This window comes from Stenotrophomonas sp. YAU14D1_LEIMI4_1, from assembly GCF_003086815.1.
Lineage (GTDB): Bacteria > Pseudomonadota > Gammaproteobacteria > Xanthomonadales > Xanthomonadaceae > Stenotrophomonas.
The window spans coordinates 2,852,664-2,870,845 of record NZ_CP025997.1 but is presented as its reverse complement, the minus strand read 5'-3'; the positions used below and the strand labels follow the sequence as shown (position 1 = coordinate 2,870,845).

16 protein-coding genes are annotated in these 18,182 nt (G+C 67.1%); 12 read left to right on the top strand and 4 right to left on the bottom strand.

What is annotated here, in order from left to right; genetic code table 11:
• Positions 1–81: 81 nt before the first annotated feature.
• From rbfA to C1932_RS13460, 5 genes are all read left to right on the top strand, one after another.
• Positions 82–465 carry a 30S ribosome-binding factor RbfA gene (rbfA, locus tag C1932_RS13480; protein ID WP_108750209.1) on the top strand — a complete coding sequence of 128 codons (384 nt, stop codon included), beginning with the start codon at positions 82–84 and terminating at the stop codon, positions 463–465.
• Positions 466–572: 107 nt separating this feature from the next.
• Positions 573–1,481, top strand: coding sequence for a tRNA pseudouridine(55) synthase TruB (truB, locus tag C1932_RS13475; protein ID WP_108762521.1), 909 nt, complete (start codon positions 573–575; stop codon positions 1,479–1,481).
• Between the two features lie 173 nt (positions 1,482–1,654).
• Entirely contained in the window at positions 1,655–1,915 is a 261-nt protein-coding gene (gene rpsO, locus C1932_RS13470; RefSeq protein ID WP_005410445.1) for a 30S ribosomal protein S15, read from the top strand.
• Positions 1,916–2,065: 150 nt separating this feature from the next.
• The gene (pnp, locus tag C1932_RS13465) at positions 2,066–4,174 is read left to right on the top strand and encodes a polyribonucleotide nucleotidyltransferase (RefSeq protein ID WP_108750207.1); all 2,109 of its coding nucleotides are present in this window, start codon (positions 2,066–2,068) and stop codon (positions 4,172–4,174) included.
• 137 nt (positions 4,175–4,311) lie between these two features.
• On the top strand, positions 4,312–5,880 hold the full coding sequence (locus tag C1932_RS13460) for a winged helix-turn-helix transcriptional regulator (RefSeq protein ID WP_108762520.1): 1,569 nt from the start codon (positions 4,312–4,314) through the stop codon (positions 5,878–5,880).
• Here C1932_RS13460 and C1932_RS13455 read toward each other — a convergent pair.
• Positions 5,849–6,901, bottom strand: coding sequence for a serine hydrolase (locus C1932_RS13455; RefSeq protein ID WP_108762519.1), 1,053 nt, complete (start codon positions 6,899–6,901; stop codon positions 5,849–5,851). The genes C1932_RS13460 and C1932_RS13455 overlap by 32 nt on opposite strands.
• 294 nt (positions 6,902–7,195) lie before the next feature.
• On the opposite strand from C1932_RS13455, the gene C1932_RS13450 reads away from it, so the two are divergent.
• Complete coding sequence (locus C1932_RS13450) at positions 7,196–8,386, top strand: glycoside hydrolase family 18 protein (protein WP_108762518.1); 1,191 nt, start codon at positions 7,196–7,198, stop codon at positions 8,384–8,386.
• A 237-nt stretch (positions 8,387–8,623) separates the two neighbouring features.
• On the opposite strand, the gene C1932_RS13445 is transcribed toward C1932_RS13450, so the two are convergent.
• Genes C1932_RS13445 through C1932_RS13435 form a run of 3 tightly spaced genes read right to left on the bottom strand, consistent with a single transcriptional unit; the run spans position 8,624 to position 10,753 of the window.
• Positions 8,624–10,183, bottom strand: coding sequence for a PepSY-associated TM helix domain-containing protein (locus C1932_RS13445; RefSeq protein ID WP_108762517.1), 1,560 nt, complete (start codon positions 10,181–10,183; stop codon positions 8,624–8,626).
• Positions 10,184–10,193: 10 nt separating this feature from the next.
• On the bottom strand, positions 10,194–10,457 hold the full coding sequence (locus C1932_RS13440; protein WP_108762516.1) for a hypothetical protein: 264 nt from the start codon (positions 10,455–10,457) through the stop codon (positions 10,194–10,196).
• Positions 10,457–10,753 carry a hypothetical protein gene (locus tag C1932_RS13435; protein WP_108750199.1) on the bottom strand — a complete coding sequence of 99 codons (297 nt, stop codon included), beginning with the start codon at positions 10,751–10,753 and terminating at the stop codon, positions 10,457–10,459. The genes C1932_RS13440 and C1932_RS13435 overlap by 1 nt, the downstream gene beginning before the upstream one ends.
• A gap of 423 nt (positions 10,754–11,176) precedes the next feature.
• Between C1932_RS13435 and thrS the strand changes: the two genes are divergently transcribed.
• The 6 genes from thrS (at position 11,177) to pheT (ending at position 18,166) form a co-directional block, all read left to right on the top strand.
• Positions 11,177–13,078, top strand: a complete 1,902-nt coding sequence (gene thrS, locus C1932_RS13430) for a threonine--tRNA ligase (RefSeq protein ID WP_108762515.1) — start codon at positions 11,177–11,179, stop codon at positions 13,076–13,078.
• Positions 13,079–13,126: 48 nt separating this feature from the next.
• Positions 13,127–13,669, top strand: a complete 543-nt coding sequence (gene infC, locus C1932_RS13425; RefSeq protein ID WP_108750197.1) for a translation initiation factor IF-3 — start codon at positions 13,127–13,129, stop codon at positions 13,667–13,669.
• 254 nt (positions 13,670–13,923) lie between these two features.
• On the top strand, positions 13,924–14,121 hold the full coding sequence (rpmI, locus tag C1932_RS13420) for a 50S ribosomal protein L35 (protein ID WP_002811096.1): 198 nt from the start codon (positions 13,924–13,926) through the stop codon (positions 14,119–14,121).
• Positions 14,122–14,132: 11 nt separating this feature from the next.
• Positions 14,133–14,492 carry a 50S ribosomal protein L20 gene (rplT, locus tag C1932_RS13415; RefSeq protein ID WP_005410435.1) on the top strand — a complete coding sequence of 120 codons (360 nt, stop codon included), beginning with the start codon at positions 14,133–14,135 and terminating at the stop codon, positions 14,490–14,492.
• A gap of 196 nt (positions 14,493–14,688) precedes the next feature.
• Complete coding sequence (gene pheS / locus C1932_RS13410; RefSeq protein WP_108762514.1) at positions 14,689–15,684, top strand: phenylalanine--tRNA ligase subunit alpha; 996 nt, start codon at positions 14,689–14,691, stop codon at positions 15,682–15,684.
• Between the two features lie 100 nt (positions 15,685–15,784).
• Positions 15,785–18,166, top strand: a complete 2,382-nt coding sequence (pheT, locus tag C1932_RS13405) for a phenylalanine--tRNA ligase subunit beta (RefSeq protein ID WP_108763447.1) — start codon at positions 15,785–15,787, stop codon at positions 18,164–18,166.
• Positions 18,167–18,182: the final 16 nt, after the last annotated feature.

The window sequence follows — 18,182 nt, the reverse complement described above, 5'->3', positions numbered from 1 at the left end:
GGCGCGCGACCTTGGTCGCGTCACCGCCCCTGGTAGGGCCCGACCTTGGTCGGGTCACATTCAAATCAAGAGCCTGACCGCGTGCCCAAAACCTTCCATCGAACCGACCGTGTCTCCGCCCAGCTGCGCCGTGAACTCGGCACCCTGGTGCACAACGCCGTGCGCGAGCACGGGTTGCCCTCGGTGAGCGTGTCCGACGTGGAAATCACCCGCGACATGGCCCATGCCAAGGTGTTCGTCACCGCGCTGATGCCGGAACGTTCGGCCGAAGCAGTCAAGGGCCTGCGCGAGCTGGGCTATCGCCTGCGCATGGACCTGGCCCGGGCGATGAAGCTGCGCCACGTGCCTGAGCTGCATTTCCACTACGACGACTCGGTCGATCGTGGTGAGCACATCGACAACATCCTGCGCGACCTGCCCGATACGCTGGCCGCAGAGAAGCGTCGCAAGAGCGACGAAGAATAACCGCGCGACGCCGGGCATGCCCGGCGTTGTTGCATTCCAGCTGCGCGATGTCTGATGCAGACCGCGCTGCGGCAGTCGAGCACGGCTCGACTCTACGAAATGCTGTCATGACCCGAATTCAGTTCCGCCGCCTGGATGGCATCCTGCTGCTCGACAAGTCGACCGGCATGAGCTCCAACGCCGCCCTGCAGGTGGCGCGCCGCCTGTTCCGTGCCGAGAAGGGTGGCCACACCGGCAGCCTGGACCCGCTGGCCACCGGCCTGCTGCCGCTGTGCTTTGGCGAAGCGACCAAGATCGCGGGCCTGCTGCTGGGCTCTGCCAAGGCCTATGACGCCGAGATCGTGCTCGGCCAGACCACCGACACCGATGACGCCGAAGGCCAGGTGCTGCTGCAGCGCCCGGTGCCGGCCATCAGCGCCGACGCCCTGCAGGCGGCGCTTGTCCCGTTGACTGGCAGCATCCGCCAGCGCGCACCGATCTATTCGGCGCTGAAGCAGGGCGGCGAGCCGTTGTATGTGAAGGCCCGCCGCGGCGAGGCCATCGAAGCCCCGGAGCGCGAGGTCCAGGTGCATGCCATCGAGGTGCTGGAGCAGCAGCCCGAGCGCCTGCGCCTGCGCGTGACCTGCGGCTCGGGCACCTACATCCGCAGCCTGGCCCGTGACCTGGGCGAGGCATTGGGCTGCGGCGCGCATATCAGTGCGCTGCGCCGGCTCTGGGTCGAACCGTTCCGTGATCCGGTGATGGTGACCTTGGACCAGCTGCGCGCCATGGTCGAGGCCGGCGACGAGGCCGGCATGGAGGCGCTGCTGCTGCCGCTGGCGGCCGGCCTGGCCGAGTACCCCCGGGTCGAACTGGATGCCGAACAGGCCCACCGCTTCTGTGTCGGGCAGCGCCAGCGCGATGCTGCCTGGCCCCCGGGCCTGGTGGCCGTATACGGGCCCGATGGCACCCCGCAGGGCCTGGGCCAGGTCGATGCCGGCGGCCTGCTGGCGCCGCAGCGCCGCTTCAACCTGTAACCGGGACGGGGCGCATTCAGCCCCGGTCCTTGTTCCGCCGGGCCCCGACCGTTACAATTTCGCGGCCGTTTTCCGGCAGCCTGCTCCGGCAGGTTTCATCCTCGTAGTCCACGGCGAGCCTGGCGGTGCGCGAAGCGCGTTCCTGCCGGCCACGCATCACAGAGAAAAAAGAAATGTCGATCGACACCCAGAAGGTCATTGAAGACAACAAGCGCAGCTCGGCTGACACCGGCTCCCCGGAAGTGCAGGTCGCCCTGCTGACCGCCCGCATCGAGCTGCTGACCGGCCACTTCAAGACCCACAAGAAGGACCACCACAGCCGCCGCGGCCTGCTGCAGATGGTCAACCGCCGTCGCAGCCTGCTCGACTACCTGAAGAAGAAGGACGTCGAGCGTTACAAGGCCCTGATTGAAAAGCTTGGCCTGCGTCGCTAAGCAACGAATCCCCCGCGGCGCAGCGATGCGCCGCGGTTTTGTTTTGTAGCACCGCAATCCCCGATTCAGGCCGGAACGATCCGGCCACCCGCAGGCGGCAAGGGTCGCCGACGGTCCAATTCGCAGACAGCATCCCCAAGGACACCCTCCGTGGCAAAAATCACCAAAACCTTCCAGTACGGCAAGCACACCGTCACGCTTGAGACCGGCGAAGTCGCCCGCCAGGCAAGCGGCGCCGTCATCGTCAAGATGGACGACACCGTACTGCTGGTCACCGCCGTCGCCGCCAAGAGCGCGCGCGAAGGCCAGGACTTCTTCCCGCTGACCGTCGATTATCAGGAAAAGTTCTACGCCGGCGGCCGTATCCCGGGTGGTTTCTTCAAGCGTGAAGGCCGTGCGACCGAGAAGGAAACCCTGATCTCGCGCCTGATCGACCGTCCGATCCGCCCGCTGTTCCCGGAAGACTACAAGAACGAAGTGCAGATCATCGCCACGGTCATGTCGCTGAACCCGGACGTGGACGGCGACATCCCGGCCCTGATCGGCGCCTCGGCTGCCCTGGCCCTGGCCGGCACCCCGTTCATGGGTCCGATCGGCGCTGCCAAGGTCGGCTACAAGAACGGCGAGTACATCCTGAACCCGACCGTCAGCGAACTGGCTGACTCGCAGCTGGAACTGGTCGTCGCCGGTACCTCCAACGCCGTGCTGATGGTTGAATCCGAAGCCGCGCTGCTGTCCGAAGAAGTGATGCTGGGCGCCGTGACCTTCGGTCACCGCGAAATGCAGAAGGTCATCAACGCGATCAACGAGCTGACCGTCGAAGCCGGCACCAAGCCGTCGACCTGGGAAGCCCCGGCCAAGAACGACGTGCTGATCGGCGCCCTGAAGGAAGCCATCGGCCCGCGCCTGGGCGAAGCCTTCCAGGTGCGCGACAAGCTGCAGCGCCGCGACGCCATCTCGGCGATCAAGAAGGACGTGGTCGAAAGCCTGGCTGGCCGCGTGGCCGCCGAAGGCTGGAACCCGGCCGAGCTGTCGAAGGAATTCGGCGAGCTGGAATACCGCACCATGCGTGACTCGGTGCTGGACACCAAGGTCCGCATCGACGGCCGTGCGCTGGACACCGTCCGCCCGATCGCCGTGAAGACCGGCGTGCTGCCGCGTACCCACGGTTCCTCGCTGTTCACCCGCGGCGAAACCCAGGCCATCGTGACCATCACCCTGGGCACCGCCCGTGACGGCCAGGTCATCGACGCCGTTGCCGGTGAGTACAAGGAAAACTTCCTGTTCCATTACAACTTCCCTCCGTTCTCGGTGGGTGAGTGCGGCCGCATGATGGGCCCGAAGCGCCGCGAAATCGGCCACGGTCGCCTGGCCAAGCGCGGCGTGCTGGCTGTCATGCCGTCGCTGGAAGCCTTCCCGTACACCATCCGCGTCGTCTCGGAAATCACCGAGTCGAACGGTTCCTCGTCGATGGCCTCGGTCTGCGGCTCGTCGCTGGCCCTGATGGACGCCGGCGTGCCGGTGAAGGCCCCGGTGGCCGGTATCGCCATGGGTCTGGTCAAGGAAGGCGATCGTTTCGTCGTCCTGTCCGACATCCTGGGTGACGAAGATCACCTGGGCGACATGGACTTCAAGGTGGCCGGTACCGCTGAGGGCATCTCCGCCCTGCAGATGGACATCAAGATCGAAGGCATCACCGAAGAGATCATGAAGCAGGCTCTGCAGCAGGCCAAGGCCGGCCGTCTGCACATCCTGGGCGAAATGGCCCATGGCCTGACCGCTCCGCGCGAAGAGCTGTCGGACTACGCGCCGCGTCTGCTGACCATCAAGATCCACCCGGACAAGATCCGCGAAGTGATCGGCAAGGGTGGTTCAACCATCCAGGCCATCACCAAGGAAACGGGCACCCAGATCGACATCCAGGACGACGGCACCATCGTCATCGCCTCGGTCAATGCCATCGCTGCCCAGGCCGCCAAGGCCCGCATCGAGCAGATCACCTCGGACGTCGAGCCGGGCCGCATCTACGAAGGCAAGGTCGCCAAGATCATGGACTTCGGTGCGTTCGTCACGATCCTGCCGGGCAAGGACGGTCTGGTCCACGTGTCGCAGATCTCCAGCGACCGCGTCGAGAAGGTCGGCGACGTGCTGAAGGAAGGCGACGTGGTCAAGGTCAAGGTGCTGGAAGTCGACAAGCAGGGCCGTATCCGCCTGTCGATGAAGGCCGTGGAAGAAGGCGAAGGCGCCAGCGCCGAGTAATCGACCTCCGGTCGATGACGGTAGGTGTCAACCTTGGTTGACACCCCACCGCTGGCATCGCAATCATGAAAAAGCGGGCTTCGGCCCGCTTTTTCTTTGCCTGCGCTTCGCCCCGGTCTTGCCGCTATGCTGCGCCCATGGACAGCCTGCGCCTGCTCGACCTGGAGATCGATCGCCCGTCGCAACGGGTCAGCCGCGACGGCGAGGTACTGCCCGTCAGCGGCCTGAGCTGGACTCTGTTGGACGTGCTGCTGGCCCATGGCACCGACGTCGTGGAATTCGACACCTTGGCCGCCCAGGTCTGGGCACCGGCCGTGGTGGGCGAAGACGCGATCAGCCAGCGGGTGAAGCTGCTCCGCCAGGCGCTCGGTGACGACGGCCGCAATCCCCGCTACATCCGCTCGGTCCGCGGGCGCGGCTACCAGCTGTGTGCACCGCCGCTGCCGGTCATTGCGCCCACGCCGCGCGCCCGCTGGCGCCGCTGGGCCGCGCTGGTCACCTCGATGGCCGCGCTGCTGGCGGTCGCTGTCAGACTGTTGCTCTGGTCACAGCCTGCGCCGCAAGGCGCCGCGCAGTCGCTGCTGCAGCGTGCCGATTATTACGCCGGCATCGGCCAGGCCAGCAACAACGAACGGGCGATCAGCCTGTACCGGCAGGCCCTGCAGGCCGATCCGGAATCCGCGCCGGCCCGGCGCGGCCTGTCACGCGCTCTGTCCGCGCAGGGCTGCCTGTTCAATGGCAGTCCTGCGCAGATAAGGGAGGCGCTGGCATTGGCAGAGCAGGAGCGCCAGCGGGCGCCGCAAGAGGCCGCCACGCATGCGCTCTGGGGCTACGCGCAGGATTGCCTGGGTGACATGCGCCAGGCCATGGCCGGCTACCGCCACGCCATCGAACTGGACCCTGGCGACGAACGCAGCCGAGCGTCGCTGGCCTACCTGCAGCAGGAGCGCGGCGAGCTGGCCACCGCGCTGCGCCAGAACCTGTCGTTGAAGGCGCCCGAACGCGTGCGCTTCCGTGATGTGCAGGTCGCGCGCGAACTGGAACTGCTCGGCTTCACCCAGGCAGCCGGGCAGCGTCACGCGCACAACTTCCAGCTGTACCCGGACAATGTCTTTTCGAACATCGCCTGGCCGCGCAGCCTGTACCTAGCCGGCGCACCGCAGCAGGCGCGGCAGGCGCTGGACGAAGCCCTGGCACGTGGCACGCCGCACCCGCAGCTGCGCCGCCTGCAGGGGGAACTGGCGCTGTTGGCCGGTGACCCGGCAGCAGCGGCCCAGGCCTTCGAACTGGGCCGGCAACTGCGGCCGCAGCAGTCGCTCGGCCAGACCCTGGCGGCCCTGCATGGCGCGCAACCAGCGCAGGCGGCATGGATCCGCCAGCGCCTGCAGCAGCTGGGTGACCAGGCAGGGGCAGGGGATGGCTGGCCCGATGCAGCCATCGAGCGGGCGCTGCTGCTGCAGGCCCTGGGCCAGACCGACCACGCCGTGGCGGCACTACAGCAGGCCGTCGACGACGGTTTCCGCGACGTGGCCTGGCTGCGTACCACGCCCCTGTTCGTGCCCCTGCGCCGCGCACCCGGGTGGCCGGCGCTGCTGGAGCGCCTGGATACCGACATTGCGCGCCAGCGGGCGCAGGTACTGGCCGCCGCCTGGCGGCCAGATGACCTGGCCAGCCTCAGTGCAGCGCCGGCAGCAGGAACTCGGTAAGGATGCGCCGCGATTGCGGGTGGGCGAAGCTGCGGTTGAACGCTTGGGTAGTGACGACCGCCACCGCGCGTTGCTCGGGCAGCACGAACACGTAGTTGCCGCCGTTGCCGGACATCGCCCACACCGTGCGCGGTGCACCCTGCGCGTCCAGTTTCAGGCCCCACCACTGGTAGCCGTAATCGCTGCCATCGGAGGTGGTCGCCTGCGCCTGCACCATCGCCTCGATGTAGTCCTGCGGAACCAGCTGCTGGCCCTGCCAACGGCCCCGGTCGAGCACCAGCTGCCCAAGCCGGGCCAGATCGCGGCTGCGGTAGCGGGTCCCGCCGCCGCCCATGCCGATGCCTTCCGGCGAACGGTTCCAGTGGCGCTCGGTGATGCCCAGTGGGCGCTCCAGCGCGGTGGCGGCGAAGTCGGCCAGCGGCTGCCCGGTGGCTTGTTCAAGCACCGCGCCCAGCACGAAGGAATTGGCGGTGCAGTAGGCGAACGCGCGGCCATGCGGGCTGTCCTGCGGGCGCTGCATCCACGGCGCGAAGCCTTTCACCGGCAGGCCCAGGGCAAAGTCCAGCCAGCGTTCGCCCACGTACATGCGCTCCTCGTTGCCGGCCGAGAACGGATTCTCGTCGTCGCATTCCCACAGGCTGCTCATGGTCAGCAGGTCCTGCACGGTGGTGGCGCGCAGGCGGGGGTCAATGCTGTGGCTGGCGGTGTAGGCCGGGAAGTAGTCGTACACGCGCGCCTGCACGCCCGGAAGCCGGTGCTGGCCGATGGCCGCGCCGACCAGCAGTGCGGTCACGCTCTTGCTGGCCGAACGCACGTCATGCAGGGTCTGCGCGTCGGCACCGTTGAAGTAGCCCTCGTAGACCACCTTGCCATCGACCTGCAGCAGCACGCTGCGCACCTGCTTGAGCTCATCGCGGGCGATGGCCTGTTCCAGCGCCTTCAGGCGCGCCGTATCCAAGGGGGCTGCGGTGCAGGGCAGGGTGGTGCACAGCAGCAGGATGAGAAGGGTGATCGTGCGCATCGGCAAGGCTCCGTTGAAGGGAGCCCTGATTCAGCCAGCGTGCCGTCTGAAGTGCTGGAAATCCGGCTGAAGAATTCTGAAAGCCCGGTGTGGCGGGCCTCTGCAGGTAGCGTCGAGCTTGCTCGACTGCCCTTGAGATTGCGCCAACCGCAGTCGAGCAAGCTCGATGCTACGGGTCCTCGCCCAGCCACCAGACCCGGCCGCGCGCATGTCCAGCGGACGACATGACCGGACATCCGCGCCGCAGCGCCAAGCGTTTGCTAACGTGGCTGCGCCATTGATCCGGGAGATCCCATGTTCCGCCAGTCCGTCGCCGTCCTTGCCGTGCTGATTGCCGGCGCATTGCCCACGGTTGCACGGGCCGCACCGGCACAGCCGCCCATTCTCGGTGCGTACTATCCCGAAGGCTCGGCGGAGCGCTACCCGGTGTCGCGCATTCCGGCCGAGCGGCTGACCCACCTCTTCTACGCGTTCTCCACCATCGAGGACGGGCGCTGCACGGTCGGCGCGGAAGCGCCGCAGAACTTCGCCGCGCTGGCCGAGCTGAAAAAAACCCATCCGCACCTGCGCACGCTGATCTCGATTGGCGGCTGGGGCGCAGGCGGTTTCTCCGACGCGGCGCTGACCGCGGCCAGCCGCAAGCGCTTGGTCGATTCGTGCATGGCGCTGTTCTTCGAACGCCATGCAGGCAGCTTCGATGGTGTGGACATCGACTGGGAATTTCCGGTCAGCGGCGGATCGAAGGAACTGGCCCATCGCCCGCAGGATCGCGCCAACCTGACCCTGCTGGCGCAGGCGTTCCGCGCGGCGCTGGATGCGCGCGGCCGCAAGGCAGGGCAGCCGATGCTGCTGACCGCGGCGCTGGCCGCCGGTCGCCTGCAGACCGATGGCCCCTACGACCCGGCGGCGAGCTATGACCTGCCTGCGCTGGCCGCAGTGTTCGATTTCATCAACCTGATGAGCTATGACATGGGCACCGGCTTCTCGGCGGTGTCCACCTTCAATGCGCCGTTGCATGAAGTGCCGGCTGACCCGCTGGCGCCGGAACTGCGGCGCTGGAACAACGTGGCCGGCGCGGTGCAGTACTACCGCGAACACGGCGTGCCGGCGCACAAGCTGGTGCTGGGCGTGCCGTTCTATGGTCGCGGCTTCAAGGTTACTGGCGATGCCGCCGACGGCCTGTACCAGACCTACAGCGCACCGGCCGATGCCGGCGACTGGCGGGTGATCAAGGCGCGTTATCTGGACCAGCCCGGGTGGGCGAAGCACTGGCAGCCGCAGGCACAGAGCCCCTGGTTGTACAACGCCGAACAGAAGGTGTTCATCAGCTACGAAGACCCGCGTTCGATCGGCCTGCGCGCGCAGTTCGCGCGTGCGCAGGGCCTGGCCGGCGTGTTCATGTGGGAGCTGACCGGCGACGACGAACAGGCCAGTCTGCTCAATGCCATGCTCGCCCCGTGGCAGAAGGCCCGCGTCGGCGATTGAGCCTGTGCTTGTGGTGATCCCGCTTTCGTAGAGTCGAGCTTGCTCGACTGCCTTTCGCGCAGAGCAACAACAGTCGAGCAAGCTCGACTCTACCGGGGCTTGCCCGTGGCAGAAGGCCCGCGCCTTCGGCGTAGAGTCGAGCTTGCTCGACTGCTCTTGGCGCGGAGCAACAGCAGTCGAGCAAGCTCGACTCTGCCGGGCGAGGCATAGCGCGCCGGGCCATGCCCGACGGTTTCATCAATTCGCCCAGACGCTGTTGGGGTCGCCGCTGCGGGCGCGGCGTTGGCTGGCCACTGCCAACCGCGCAAAGCCTGCGGCCATGGCCAGGGCCACCACGTCGATCCAGAACAGCGGCCAGTGCCCACGCCCCGCGGCCAGCCACAGCCAATCGCCGTTGAGCGCGCCATGCGCCACCGGTACCAGCGCCGTGCTGATCGCCGCTGCCCATAGCAGTTCACGCGCGGCCTGTGCCGGGCGACGCAGTGCCGCCCACAGTGCGCATGCCGCCCACGTGCCGAAGCAGGCCCAGCGGATACCGTGGTCCACGCTGGCCGGGGCCACCCGTTCCAGCACCAGCGCGGTGATGAAGGCGACCGAGATCGCCACGCACAGGCCGATGCACACGCCCACCGTCGCCCGTGCCATGTTCACCCCCGAAAGCGGCTGCTGGACCTGGCGCCGCTTGCGCCGCGATTCGATCCACAGCAGGTTGCCCGAATAGAACAGGAAGGCGCCGCCCAGCCCCAGCAGGAAGTAAAGCCAGACCACCACGCCGTTGCCGAATTCGCCGAAGTGCAGGGCATAGGCCGCGCTCAGCGTGGCGTGGTTGGCATCGCGACGCCCCGGCAACTGGGTGGCCAGGACCTCGCCGCTGGCCACGTCCAGCGCGACCGAACCCAATGGGCCCAGGGTGCCGCTGGATTCGCCGGTAATCTCGATGGTGGCCTGGCTGTCGCCGCCGTTGGCCAGCTTCAGGTACGCCGGTTCGAAATCGGTCACGCCCTGTGCGCGTGCGGCTTCCACGGCGCGCGCATGAAGCAGGCGCAGGCTGCCCGGCGCGGCCGGCACGCCGCTGGCCTCGCGCACCGGCGCCGTATCCATGGCCGCAGGCACGGCCTGCAGCGCCTTGCCGTCGTAGATCAGCGGATTGAGCAGGGCAATCTGGATGAACACCAGGCACAGCAGGGCGCCGGTCACCGCGAACATCAGATGGAACGGCAGGCTGAGCACGCCGATCACGTTGTGCGCGTCCTGCCACATCTGCTTCAGGTTGCGGCCGGGCCGTAGCGCGAACAGATCGCCCAGCAGCTTGGGCAGGTGGATGACCAGCCCGCTGAGCAGGGCCATACCGTACAGCAGGCTGACGATGCCCATCACGTACAGGCCGGCCACAGGCAGACCCAGGCTGTAATGCAGCTCGTTCACCAGCTCGGCCAGGCCGGTCTGCGGCGGCGTGGCGCTGCCGCCGGTGTGGCCCGGCCAGGCGTAGCGCCAGCTGCCATCGCCGGCCTGCCAGTAGGCCAGCGGCCGCGGGTGGTCGTCACCGGGGAAGGTCATGCCGACATGGCGGCGGGCCTCGGCGTGCTGGGCCAGCACGTCATCGAGCAGGTACTGCGCATCGTCCAGCCCGGCCGGCAGGGCCGAGGCGGCGCCCGGTGTCTGCCACAGCGGCAGATCGTGGTGGAACAGGGTGAGTGCGCCAGCGTAGAAGGCCACGAACAGGCCGAAGCCGGCCACCAGGCCGACCCAGGTATGCAGCGTGGTGAAGGTGCGCAGGGTCTGCGAACTGAATTTCATGCGGAAAGTCTCACTGCACCGCGCCGGTCAGGCGCAGCAGCCACAGGGCAAGGAAGCCGGCGGCGGCGCACGCCGACAGGACCAGCCAGGCGCGGGTGGGCGAGCGGAAGCTGAAGGCCCACAGCGCCGCCAGCATCCACAGGGGCACGAAGGCGATCAGGCCTGGAACCAGCGCACTGGTCCACGGCCCTGGCGGCAGCCAGGTCAACAGGCCGGTGGCCGCGGCGGCCAGGAAGAATCCGGCCAGCAGGCCGGCGAAGGCGCGCATCCACATCAGCGCGGCTCCACGCCGGGCCGGTGCCAGGCGGCCAGCGCCGGCAGCAGCAGGGCGGTCAGCATCCACGCGCACAGCATCACCACCAGCCCGGTGGCGAAGCCCAGTTCAGCCATCCACAGCCACAGCGCGGCGGCGGCCGCCACCAGGCCGATCTGCCGGCCCAGGCGCCCGGCGCGGCGCAGGCGCGGCCAGCGGCAGTGCGGCGAGGCGGCATAGAAGGCGACGGCAGAGAACATCGACGCCAGCAGGCCGAGGCTGCAGAAGCCCAGGCTGGACAGAGCCACGGTAATCATCGGCGGTTCCCGTGCTGGCGCAGGACCGACAGCTGCGGGACACAGGCGGGGCCGGCGGCGGCCGGTCGAGGCGGGTGGCGCATCACGGGGTCCTGGGCAAGCGGGGCGGGCGGGCATCGGCTGCGCCGACCGCACATGGTAATCATTGCTATTTCACCCCGCCAGCAGGTCCCATTCAGTCCTGCGCCCAGGCGCTTGGGCTTTGTCGTGCGCTGGTTTAAGATCAGTGCCTGACCCTCTGGAACAAGGTGGCCCGCGCCCATGCGCCGGCCGAGCGTGCGACATGAGCACTACCACCGCCCATCGCTGATCTGCCCCCGAAGGCCCTGTTCCAGGCGCCCTCGTGGCGCTTTTTTATTGCCCGGGCGTCCGCCCGGGACTGCATTCCAGCCCGCAGCGCGGGCCCCGCACGAAGCCCTATCGATGATCAACATCACCCTTCCCGACGGCAGCCGCCGCGAATTCGAAAACCCCGTCAGCGTCATGGACGTCGCCCAGTCGATCGGCGCCGGCCTGGCCAAGGCCACCATCGCCGGTTCGGTCGATGGCGTGCTGGTCGATGCCAGCGACGTGATCGCCAAGGACGCCAGCCTGCGCATCATCACTGCCAAGGACGAGGAGGGCGTGGAAATCATCCGCCACTCCTGTGCCCACCTGGTCGGCCACGCCGTCAAGCAGCTGTACCCGGACGTGAAGATGGTGATCGGCCCGGTCATTGCCGAGGGCTTCTACTACGACATCTATTCCGAGCGCCCGTTCACGCCGGACGACATGGCCGCCATCGAAAAGCGCATGGGTGAACTGATCGCCCAGGATTACGACGTCATCAAGAAGATGACCCCGCGCGCGGAAGTGATCGAGATCTTCAAGGCGCGTGGCGAGGACTACAAGCTGCGCCTGATCGAGGACATGTCCGACGACATCCAGGCCATGGGCATGTACTACCACCAGGAATACGTGGACATGTGCCGCGGCCCGCACGTGCCGAACACGCGCTTCCTGAAGGCCTTCAAGCTGACCCGCATTTCCGGCGCGTACTGGCGCGGCGATGCGCAGAACGAACAGCTGCAGCGCATCTACGGCACCGCCTGGGCCGACAAGAAGCAGCTCGAGGCCTACATCAAGCGTATCGAAGAAGCCGAAATGCGCGACCACCGCCGCATCGGCAAGCAGCAGGACCTGTTCCACCTGCAGGAAGAAGCGCCGGGCCTGGTGTTCTGGCACCCCAAGGGCTGGGCGCTGTGGCAGGTGGTCGAGCAGTACATGCGCAAGGTCTACCGCAGCAGCGGCTACGGCGAAGTGCGCTGCCCGCAGATCCTGGACGTGAGCCTGTGGAAGAAGTCCGGCCACTGGGACAACTACCAGGACAACATGTTCTTCACCGAATCGGAGAAGCGCACCTACGCGGTCAAGCCGATGAACTGCCCGGGCCACGTGCAGGTGTTCAACCAGGGCCTGCACAGCTACCGCGACCTGCCGATCCGCTACGGTGAATTCGGTTCCTGCCACCGCAACGAGCCGTCCGGCGCGCTGCACGGCATCCTGCGCGTGCGCGGTTTCACCCAGGACGACGGCCATGTGTTCTGCACCGAGAGCCAGATCGAATCGGAAGTGACCGCGTTCCACCAGCAGGCGCTGGCGGTGTACCAGCACTTCGGCTTCGACGAGATCCAGATCAAGATCGCGCTGCGCCCGGAATCGCGCCTGGGCGACGACGCCACCTGGGACAAGGCCGAAGGCGCGCTGCGCTCGGCGCTGTCCAGCTGTGGCGTGGAATGGCAGGAGCTGCCGGGCGAGGGTGCCTTCTACGGCCCGAAGATCGAGTACCACCTGAAGGACGCCATCGGCCGCACCTGGCAGCTGGGCACCATGCAGGTCGATTTCATGATGCCCGGCCGCCTGGGCGCCGAGTACGTGGACGAAAACAGCCAGAAGAAGCACCCGGTCATGCTGCACCGGGCCATCGTCGGTTCGATGGAGCGCTTCCTGGGCATCCTGATCGAGCACCATGCCGGCCAGTTCCCGGCCTGGCTGGCGCCGACCCAGGTGGTGGTGGCCAATATCACCGATGCCCAAGCTGAATACGTCACGGGCGTGACCCAAACCCTTGCGGAGCAAGGCTTCCGCGTCAGCTCGGATTTGCGTAACGAGAAGATCGGCTATAAAATCCGCGAGCATACGTTGCAGCGCGTGCCTTACCTGCTGGTCATCGGTGACCGCGAGAAGGAAAATGGGGCTGTGGCGGTGCGTACGCGTTCTGGCGAAGACCTGGGCAGCATGAGTCTGCAGGCCTTCATCGAACGGCTGCAGGCCGAGGGCGCGTAAGCAAAGGTCCGGTCCGGGGGCATAGGCACCCGGGCCGGTTCGATACCCTTGGGAGAACGTAATATCAGCACCCCTGACAACAAACAGAACCGCAGGAATCAGGAAATCCGTGTGCCGCGCGTCCGCGTAATCGGCAGTGACGGAGAAATGATCGGCGTGTTGTCGCGCGACGAAGCGCTGTCCATGGCCGAAGATGAAGGCCTGGACCTGGTCGAAATCCAGCCGCAGGCCGATCCGCCGGTCTGCAAGATCATGGACTTCGGCAAGTTCAAGTTCGAAGCGCAGAAGAAGGCCAGCGAGGCCAAGAAGAAGACCAAGCAGGTCGAGATCAAGGAAGTGAAGTTCCGTCCGGTCACGGACGAGGGCGACTACCAGATCAAGCTGCGCAAGATGCGTGGTTTCCTTGAAGACGGTGACAAGATCAAGGTCAACATCCGTTTCCGTGGCCGTGAAATGAGCCACCAGGAACTGGGTCGTGAAATGGCCAACCGCATCGAGGCCGATCTGGGCGAGGACATCGTCATTGAAAGCCGTCCGCGCCTGGAAGGGCGCCAGATGGTGATGATGATCGCGCCGAAGAAGAAGACCTGAGGCCTGGCGGGCCGCCCTTCGGGGCGCCTGGCTGAAAGGTTCAGGGTAATGGGGCGCCACGGGCGCCCCTTTGCTTTTGCGGCACTGTACGGAAACGGTTGAAAGGGCTGGTGGCGGGGCGGATTTGCCTGTATCATACCCGGCTCGACCCACCCAGGACGGGTCGTACGCCGATCATGGCAGGACGGAAAGAGTGGCAATGGCCACCGCCAGATCAGTCAGAAACCAGGGTCACCCCCATCAAGGACATTGCAATGCCCAAGATCAAGACCAACCGGGCAGCGGCCAAGCGTTTCCGCAAGACCGCCTCGGGCAAGTACAAGTGCGGCCACGCCAACCGTAGCCACATCCTCACGAAGAAAGCGACCAAGCGTAAGCGTAACCTGCGTCAGACGAACCACGTCCGTGCAGAAGACGCCGGCCGTCTGGATCGTATGCTCCCTTACCTCTGAGGAACTGAAAAATGGCACGAGTTAAGCGTGGCGTACAGGCGCGTCGCCGCCACAAGAAGATTCTGGATCTGGCCAAGGGCTATTACAACGCCCGTCGCAAGGTCTTCCGCGTTGCCAAGCAGGCCGTCATCAAGGCGCAGCAGTACGCCTACATCGGCCGTAAGCAGAAGAAGCGCAACTTCCGTTCGCTGTGGATCACCCGTATCAATGCGGCTGCCCGCATCAACGGCCTGAGCTACAGCCGCTTCATGAACGGCCTGCTGAAGGCCGGCATCACCCTGGACCGCAAGGTCCTGGCTGATATCGCCGTGCACGACGCAGCCGGTTTTGCTGCGCTGGCCGAAAAGGCCAAGGGCGCACTGGCGGCATAAGTCCTTCCCGATGCCGTTTCCGTTCACGGTGAACGGTGTCAGGTAGAGGCAATGCATGGGGAAGGGCGCAAGTCCTTCCCCATTCTTTTTTGGGTTCCGGCAATGCCGCAGGCGCGCGTTGCGGGGACCGGCGGTGGCGACAGGGGTCGGCCCTTCGCGCATCGCGATGGCAGACCGACTGGAGTTCCGGCCCCCCATGAGCGACATCCAATCCCTCACCACCCAGGCGCTGGCCGACGTGGCCGCCGCACAGAGCCCCGACGTGCTGGAACAGCTGCGCGTGGCCCTGCTCGGCAAGAGCGGCAGCATCACCGCGCAGCTGAAGCAGCTGGGCACCCTGCCGGCCGACGAGCGCAAGGCCGCCGGTGAGGCCATCAACCAGGCCCGTGACGCGCTGTCCAGCGCGCTGGGCGAGCGCAAGGCCGTGCTGGAAAACGCCGCACTGGATGCGCGCCTGGCCGCCGAAGCCATCGACATCACCCTGCCGGGCCGCAATGGCGAGCGCGCCGGCCTGCACCCGATCACCCGCACCCTGGAGCGCATCACCGGCATTTTCGGCCGGCTGGGCTACGAGCTTTCCGAAGGGCCGGAAATCGAGGACGACTGGCACAACTTCGAGGCACTGAACTTCCCGCCGCACCATCCGGCGCGCGCCATGCACGACACCTTCTACTTCGGTGATGGCCGCCTGCTGCGCACGCATACCTCCGGTGTGCAGGTGCGCTACATGGGCCAGCACCAGCCGCCGCTGCGCATGATCGCCGCCGGCAAGGTGTACCGCAGCGACAGCGACCAGACCCATTCGCCGATGTTCCACCAGGTGGAAGGCCTGCTGGTGGACGAGCATTCGAACTTCGCCGACCTGAAGGGCACGCTGGCCGAGTTCGTGCGCGCGTTCTTCGAGCGCGATTTCGAAATGCGCTTCCGCCCCAGCTACTTCCCGTTCGTGGAACCGGGCGCGGAAGTGGACATCGCCTGGCAGCAGCCCGACGGCAGCACCCGCTGGCTGGAAGTGCTGGGCTGCGGCATGGTGCACCCGAACGTGCTGCGCAACGTGGGCATCGATCCGGAACGCTACACCGGCTTCGCCTTCGGCCTGGGCGTGGAGCGCTTCGCCATGCTGCGCTATGGCGTGAACGACCTGCGCGCGTTCTTCGAAAACGACGTGCGATTCCTGAAACAGTTCGCGTAAGCGCCGACTCGTAGAGTCGAGCTTGCTCGACTGTTCCTGTATCGACTGCTCCTAAATTCGCAGGCCCAGGCGCATGCGCCGGGCCCACCAGGGTGACACCATGAAATTCTCCGAAAACTGGCTGCGCAGCCACGTCCCGACCTCTGCCTCGCGCGATGAACTGAGCGCGGTGCTGACCGCCATCGGTCTGGAAGTGGAAGAGGTGACCGCGCTCGGCAACGGTCTGCAGCACGTGGTCGTGGCACGCATCGTCGAGGCCGTGCGCCATCCCGAAGCCGATCGCCTGCAGGTGTGCAAGGTCGATGCGGGGCAGGGCGAACTGCTGCAGATCGTCTGCGGTGCGCCCAATGCGCGCCCGGGCCTGGTTGCGCCGCTGGCGATGGTCGGTGCGCAGATCGGTGACCTGAAGATCAAGCCGGCCAAGCTGCGTGGCGTGGAATCCAACGGCATGCTGTGCTCGGCCAAGGAACTGGGCCTGGACAACGATGCATCGGGCCTGCTGGAACTGCCCGATGACGCGCCGGTCGGCCAGACCCTGGTCGAGTACCTGGGCCTGCCCGACGCCAGCATCGAGATCAAGCTGACCCCCAACCGCGCCGACTGCTTCAGCGTGCGTGGCATCGCCTACGACGTGGCCGCCGCCACCCGCAGTGAAGTGCTGGCGTTCGCCGCCGAGGCGATTGCGCCGGTTGGCAGCCGCGAACTCGCCATCACCCTTGCTGCCGGCGCTGAAGCGCCGCGCTACCTGGGCCGCGTGATCGAAGGCGTGAATGCCGCCGCCAAGACCCCGCTGTGGATGGCCGAGCGCCTGCGTCGCAGTGGCGTGCGCCCGGTGTCGCTGCTGGTCGACATCACCCAGTACGTGATGCTGGAACTGGGCCAGCCGATGCACGCCTACGACCTGGGCACCCTGCAGGGCAGCATCGGCGTGCGCCGTTCGCGCGCCAATGAAACCATCAAGCTGCTCGACGGCCGCGATGCGGTGCTGGACGACAGCTTCCTTGTGGTGACCGATGCCGACCGCGCGGTCGGCCTGGCCGGCCTGATGGGCGGCTTCGACACCCGCGTGACCGACGACACCACCGCGGTGTTCCTGGAGGCCGCGCACTTCGCCCCGGCCGCCATCATGGGCCGTGGCCGCAAGCTGGGCCTGCACACCGATGCCGGCCACCGTTTCGAACGTGGCGTGGACCCGGCACTGCCGCGCACCGCCATCGAGTACGCCACCCGTCTGGTGCTGGATCTGGCCGGCGGTACCCCGGCGCCGGTTACCGAGGCGGTCAACCAGGCGGACCTGCCGCAGGCGGCAACGATTACCCTGCGCCGCGCCCGCATCACCCGCGTGCTGGGCATCACCATTGAAGACGCCGAAGTCGAGCGCATCCTGCGCGCGCTGGGCATGGGCGTGACCGCGGCCGGCGAAGGCTGGCAGGTGACCGCGCCGAGCCGCCGCTTCGACATCGCCATCGAAGAAGACCTGATCGAGGAACTGGCCCGTATCCACGGTTACGAGCAGATTCCGACCACCCTGCCGGGCGGTGCTGCACGCGTGGCGATGCCGACCGAGACCCAGCTGGACGTGCTGAGCGTGCGCCGCCAGCTGATCGCCCGCGACCTGCAGGAAACCCTGAATTTCGCCTTCGTCGACGATGCTCTGCTGACCCAGTGGCAGCTGCGCGAGAGCCTGGTGCCGCTGGCCAACCCGCTGTCGGCCGAGCTGGCGGTGATGCGCCCGGCGCTGCTGCCGGGCCTGGTCGCCACCCTGGGCCGCAATGCCGCCCGTCAGCTGGCGCGCGTGCGCCTGTTCGAGGTCGGCCGGGTGTTCGCCCAGCAGGACGGCGAAGGCCGGCCGGCACCGCTGGAAACCCCGCGCGTGGCCGCCGCGGTGTGCGGCGATGCGCAGGCCGTGCAGTGGGGCCTGCCGACCCGCAAGGTCGACTTCCATGATCTGAAGGGCGACCTGGAATCGCTGGCGGCCGCCAGCGGCGCCGTGCTCGAATTCCGTCCGTCGCAGCGCCCGTTCGGCCATCCGGCCCGTTCGGCCGAGATCCATCGCGACGGTGTGGCGATCGGCTGGATCGGCCAGATCCACCCGCGCCTGGCCAAGGCCATGGACATCGAAGTGGATGTCTATGCGTTCGAGCTGGACCTGGAGCCGCTCAGTGCCCGTGCACTGCCGCGTGCCGGCGAGCTGTCGCGGTTCCCGGCGGTGCGCCGCGACTTGGCGTTCCTGGTGCCTGAACAGGTGGCCTGGAGCGACCTGGCTGCCACCATCCGCCAGGCCGCCGGGCCGCTGCTGCGCGAGCTGAACCTGTTCGACCGTTACGTCGGGCAGGGGGTCGAGCCGGGGTTCAAGAGTCTCGCTATGGGCTTGATTTTGCAGGACAAGTCGCGCACTCTGACGGACCGCGACGTGGAAGCGGTGGTGGCCGAGGCGGTCACTGCCATCGAGCGTGAACACCACGCCCGGATCCGCGGCTGAGCGGGCAGCACTCGGG

Bases quoted from the DNA above. Each gene is read 5' to 3' on its own strand.
- truB (WP_108762521.1), top strand. From the start codon at position 573: ATGACCCGAATTCAGTTCCGCCGCCTGGATGGCATCCTGCTGCTCGAC.
- rpsO (WP_005410445.1), top strand. From the start codon at position 1,655: ATGTCGATCGACACCCAGAAGGTCATTGAAGACAACAAGCGCAGCTCG.
- C1932_RS13460 (WP_108762520.1), top strand. From the start codon at position 4,312: ATGGACAGCCTGCGCCTGCTCGACCTGGAGATCGATCGCCCGTCGCAA.
- C1932_RS13455 (WP_108762519.1), bottom strand. From the start codon at position 6,901: ATGCGCACGATCACCCTTCTCATCCTGCTGCTGTGCACCACCCTGCCC.
- C1932_RS13450 (WP_108762518.1), top strand. From the start codon at position 7,196: ATGTTCCGCCAGTCCGTCGCCGTCCTTGCCGTGCTGATTGCCGGCGCA.
- C1932_RS13445 (WP_108762517.1), bottom strand. From the start codon at position 10,183: ATGAAATTCAGTTCGCAGACCCTGCGCACCTTCACCACGCTGCATACC.
- C1932_RS13440 (WP_108762516.1), bottom strand. From the start codon at position 10,457: ATGTGGATGCGCGCCTTCGCCGGCCTGCTGGCCGGATTCTTCCTGGCC.
- C1932_RS13435 (WP_108750199.1), bottom strand. From the start codon at position 10,753: ATGATTACCGTGGCTCTGTCCAGCCTGGGCTTCTGCAGCCTCGGCCTG.
- thrS (WP_108762515.1), top strand. From the start codon at position 11,177: ATGATCAACATCACCCTTCCCGACGGCAGCCGCCGCGAATTCGAAAAC.
- rpmI (WP_002811096.1), top strand. From the start codon at position 13,924: ATGCCCAAGATCAAGACCAACCGGGCAGCGGCCAAGCGTTTCCGCAAG.
- rplT (WP_005410435.1), top strand. From the start codon at position 14,133: ATGGCACGAGTTAAGCGTGGCGTACAGGCGCGTCGCCGCCACAAGAAG.
- pheS (WP_108762514.1), top strand. From the start codon at position 14,689: ATGAGCGACATCCAATCCCTCACCACCCAGGCGCTGGCCGACGTGGCC.
- pheT (WP_108763447.1), top strand. From the start codon at position 15,785: ATGAAATTCTCCGAAAACTGGCTGCGCAGCCACGTCCCGACCTCTGCC.